The organism is Kitasatospora sp. NPDC093558, from assembly GCF_040683475.1.
Lineage (GTDB): Bacteria > Actinomycetota > Actinomycetes > Streptomycetales > Streptomycetaceae > Kitasatospora.
Window position 1 is genome coordinate 1 of sequence record NZ_JBFBDY010000574.1, and the last position, 3953, is coordinate 3953.

General features: G+C 68.9%; 4 protein-coding genes and 1 pseudogene. 3 read left to right on the forward strand and 2 right to left on the reverse strand.

The annotated features are described in order from the left end of the window. Nucleotides 1-350 (reverse strand): annotated as a pseudogene (locus AB0O00_RS31665) (sensor histidine kinase); the annotation flags it as partial. Nucleotides 351-611: 261 nt separating this feature from the next. Between AB0O00_RS31665 and AB0O00_RS31670 the strand changes: the two are divergent. The 3 genes from AB0O00_RS31670 to AB0O00_RS31680 are packed head-to-tail and all read left to right on the forward strand — an operon-like array spanning nt 612 to nt 3506. Then, on the forward strand, nt 612-1475 hold the full coding sequence (locus tag AB0O00_RS31670) for an ABC transporter ATP-binding protein (RefSeq protein WP_363657628.1): 864 nt from the start codon (nt 612-614) through the stop codon (nt 1473-1475). After that, complete coding sequence (locus AB0O00_RS31675; protein ID WP_363657629.1) at nt 1472-2362, forward strand: ABC transporter permease; 891 nt, start codon at nt 1472-1474, stop codon at nt 2360-2362. The genes AB0O00_RS31670 and AB0O00_RS31675 overlap by 4 nt, the downstream gene beginning before the upstream one ends. A 58-nt stretch (nt 2363-2420) precedes the next feature. Further along, nucleotides 2421-3506 carry an ABC transporter substrate-binding protein gene (locus AB0O00_RS31680; protein WP_363657631.1) on the forward strand — a complete coding sequence of 362 codons (1086 nt, stop codon included), beginning with the start codon at nt 2421-2423 and terminating at the stop codon, nt 3504-3506. A gap of 123 nt (nt 3507-3629) precedes the next feature. On the opposite strand, the gene AB0O00_RS31685 is transcribed toward AB0O00_RS31680, so the two are convergent. Beyond that, nucleotides 3630-3953 (reverse strand): helicase associated domain-containing protein (locus tag AB0O00_RS31685; RefSeq protein WP_363657633.1); only part of this gene is annotated, 324 nt, incomplete at its 5' end.

The following is a 3953-nucleotide window of genomic DNA, read 5'->3' on the forward strand; positions in this document are numbered from 1 at the left end:
GGCTGCTCCACGGCCTTGCCGTTGAGATCGGGGAACGGGTGGGAGTGCCGGATGTGGTTCAGGCCGATGACCACCACATAGGTCGCCCCGGAGGTCTTCTCGATCCGGCTGGCGACCGTCTGGACGACGTCCCCGCCGGTGCCGTCGGCCATGGCCTGGACGATCTGGGGGTCGCCGGCGGCCGTCCGGGCGATGGCGAGCGCGCGCTGCTGGTACTCGTGGTCGAGTTCGTCGCGCTGCGCGTAGGTGAGCAGGACGAAGCCGATGGCGCTGGTGATGGCCAGGATGAGCAGCTGGCTGACCAGGATGCGGGCCGAGAGCTTCCTGCCCTGGCCACGTCGTCGGGCCATCCGGCCACCTCCGTAGCGCTCACGCCTCCTTCGCCGTGCTCTTCCGACCCGGCGCGCGTGTAGGCGAGTGTGCCTGGTGAAACGTGGTTTGCCCAGCCCCGCGCCCGTGCGCAGAACGAGCAGAACCCACCGCAATGTCATGAAGCCGCGCAACGCACGCAAGACTCCCGCCACCCCGCATGGCGGTCCTATCTTCTCGGCACCACGCAACACCCCGGAAACACGGAAGGGGTGGCAGAGGAAACCAAGGAGGCGGATTCGATGGCTGCGCGAAACGACGCCGCGCCGAGCCCGGCCGCAGGACGAACCGTCCGGGACGACGCCCGGATCGAGATCTCGGGTGTGACCAAGCGGTTTCTGACCCCGAGCGGTGAGGCTTTCACGGCGACCCGTGATGTGAGCTTCACCGTCGAGCCGGGCCAGTTCTGCGCGGTCGTCGGACCGACCGGCTGCGGCAAGTCGACCACCCTGAGCATGGTGTCCGGCCTGGACCGCCCGAGCGAGGGGGAGGTTTTGGTCGGCGGCCGGGAGGTCGACGGCATCACGGACGGCATCAGCTTCATGTTCCAGGCGGACGCGCTGCTCCCCTGGAAGACCGTGCTGGGCAACGTGGCCATGGGCCCGGTGTTCAAAGGTGTGGGGAAGGCCAAGGCCAACGCCGCCGCCCGGGACTGGCTGCGCCGGGTCGGACTCGCCGGGTTCGAGGACCACCACCCGCACCAGCTCTCCGGTGGTATGCGCAAGCGTGTCGCGATGGCCGCCGCGCTGATCAACGAGCCGAAGATCCTGCTGATGGACGAGCCGTTCGGCGCCCTGGACGTCCAGACCAAAGCGATCATGCAGAACGAGTTGCTGGGCCTGTGGGAGCAGCTGCGTCCCTCGGTCATCTTCATCACCCACGACCTGGAGGAGGCCGTGGCCCTGGCCGACCGGGTGGTGGTGATGACCTCCCGTCCGGGCTCGATCAAGGCGGTCTACGACATCGACCTGCCGCGTCCGCGCGGCGCGGTGCAGGACATCCGTTTCCAGCCCCGGTTCCTCGAACTCCACCACCAGATCTGGGCCTCGCTCCGCGAGGAGGTCGAGCGCGCCTACGCCGACACGACGGGAGAGAAGAAGTCATGAGCAGCGTCTCCTCCACCGCCCCGGCCGAGACCGGGACCCCGGCCACGGACGCCACCGCCGCGAGTGTCGGCAAGCGCGCGGTTCGCAAGCGCAAGCTGCTGGTCCTGCTGGCCCAGCTGGGCCTGGCCGTCTTCGTGATCGGTGGCTGGCAGCTGGCCACCACGTGGAAGTGGCTCGACCCGTTCTTCTACGGGCAGCCCAGCGGCATCGCCCAGCGCCTGGTCGACTACTTCACCAAGGGAGAGCAGGCCACCGAGTTCGGCTCGTACTGGATGCAGATCGAGACCACGCTCCGGGAGGCGGTCTTCGGATTCGCGGCCGGCACGGCCGCGGGAATCGTCCTCGGTGTCCTGCTCGGGCAGAACCGGTTCCTCTCCGACGTGCTGAGCCCGTACATCAAGATCGTGAACGCGGTTCCGCGCATCGTGCTCGGATCGATCTTCCTGGTCGCGTTCGGCCTCGGTGAGACGCCGAAGATCCTGCTCGCGGCGGTGCTGGTGTTCTTCGTGGTCTTCTTCAACGCCTTCCAGGGCGTCCGGGAAGTCGACCGGAACATCCTCAACAACGCCCGGGTGCTGGGCGCCTCGCCGCTGCAGATCGTGCGCCACGTGGTGCTGCCCTCGGCGCTCACCTGGATCACCGCCAGCCTGCACACCGCCTTCGGGTTCGCCATCGTCGGTGCGCTGGTCGGCGAGGTGCTCGGCGCGCAGGCCGGCCTCGGCCTCGTCATCAAGACCGCTCAGAACCAGTTCGACCCCGACGGCGTGTTCGCCACGATGGCCGTCATCGCGGTCATCGTCCTGATCGCCGAGTGGCTGATCACCAAGCTGGAGCGACGGCTGCTCTCGTGGCGTCCACCGTCCGCGTCCGAGAGCGCGGTCATCTAGTCCGCACAGCCCGCCACCCCGAGTACCCCCCACGCAGTACCTCCCCGAAGGGACAGCCATGTTCAAGCGGACTCTCACCGGCACCGTCGCCGGCGCCCTCGCCCTCGGCCTCACCCTCACCGCCTGCTCCTCCAGCGCCTCCAAGAACAGCGCGGACGCCGGCGGCACCCCGACCGTGAAGATCATGGTCGGCGGCATCGACAAGCAGATCTACCTGCCGTTCCAGCTCGCCCAGCAGCTCGGCTTCTACCAGAAGTACGGCGTCAACGTGGTGCTCAGCACCGAGTCCGACGCGGTCGGCGCCGAGGACGCGATGGCCTCCGGCCAGGTCGACATGGCGGGTGCCTGGTACATCCACACCATCGACTTCGCGGCGAAGCACAAGGCGGTCGAGGGCATCGTCCAGTTGTCCGGCGCGCCAGGCGAGAGAGAGATGTGCGCCAACAACAGTGGTGTCCACTCGCCGGCCGACTTCGCGGGCAAGACCCTCGGCGTCACCGACCTGGGCTCGGGCACCGACACCCTCACCGAGTTCATCGCGGCCCAGAACAAGCTCAGCACCGACCAGTACCACCGGATCGGCGTCGGCGCCGGAGCGACGGCGATCGCCGCGCTGCAGAACGGCAAGGCGGCCTGTGTGATGACCACGCAGCCCACGGTGACGGCCATTCAGAAGAGAGGCGTCGGCTACTCGGCCGTCGACCTGGCCACGACCGACGGCGCCAAGGCGGCGGTCGGCGGCCTCTGGCCGTCCGCGAGCGTCCTCGCCCAGACCGACTGGGTCAACTCCCACAAGGACGCGGCCCAGAAGGTGGTCACCGCTCTGGTCGCCACCATGCAGTGGATCAACACCCACTCCGCCGCCGACATCGCCAACGCGCTGCCGCCCGCCTTCACGACCAACGGCGCGGTGACCAAGGACGACTACATCACCGCGCTGACCCAGGACAAGGGCCAGTTCCTCCCGGACGGCATCATGCCGGCCGACGGCCCGAAGAACGTCCTGGCGACCGAGAAGCTGGTCGGCCTCAAGAACGTGGACTCGGTGGACCTGGGCAAGACCTTCACCAACGAGTTCGCCCAGGCCGCCGACAAGACTCTGGGCATCACCAGTACCTCGACCCCGGCCGGCTCCGACGGCTGACCCTCCCCTGAACCCCCGGGCGCGCGCTTCCCCAAGATCGCGCCCGGGGTTCTCCCTGTGCCGAGCCGGGCAGGGCATGCGTCGAACGATGTGAGACACAGTCTCGAACGAACCAAGCCCGTCCTACCAGCCCACCCCGAGGGCCTCCAGCTGCCCGAGCTGCTCGGGGCTGAGCTTGTCCCGCCGGGCCTTCTGGTTGTTCAGCCAGGCCCCCAGAGACAGCCCCTCCTCGGTCTTGTGCGCCCGCGGTACCTTCGAGTGGCCCTCGCGCTCGACGAACGCCGCGAGCGCTACCACGCCAGCCGCGAACCGGTCCGCGCGGGAGACCGTCGGCTTCGCAGCGGCGGGATCCCGCGGGGCGGAGAGATCGTGGTGCAACTGGTGGCCTGCCGCCGCTGGGAGGTGCTGCGGCTGCAGGTCGGGCCCGGCGACGCCGGCGGGCTGCGA

Bases quoted from the DNA above. Each gene is read 5' to 3' on its own strand.
- AB0O00_RS31670 (WP_363657628.1), top strand. From the start codon at position 612: ATGGCTGCGCGAAACGACGCCGCGCCGAGCCCGGCCGCAGGACGAACC.
- AB0O00_RS31675 (WP_363657629.1), top strand. From the start codon at position 1,472: ATGAGCAGCGTCTCCTCCACCGCCCCGGCCGAGACCGGGACCCCGGCC.
- AB0O00_RS31680 (WP_363657631.1), top strand. From the start codon at position 2,421: ATGTTCAAGCGGACTCTCACCGGCACCGTCGCCGGCGCCCTCGCCCTC.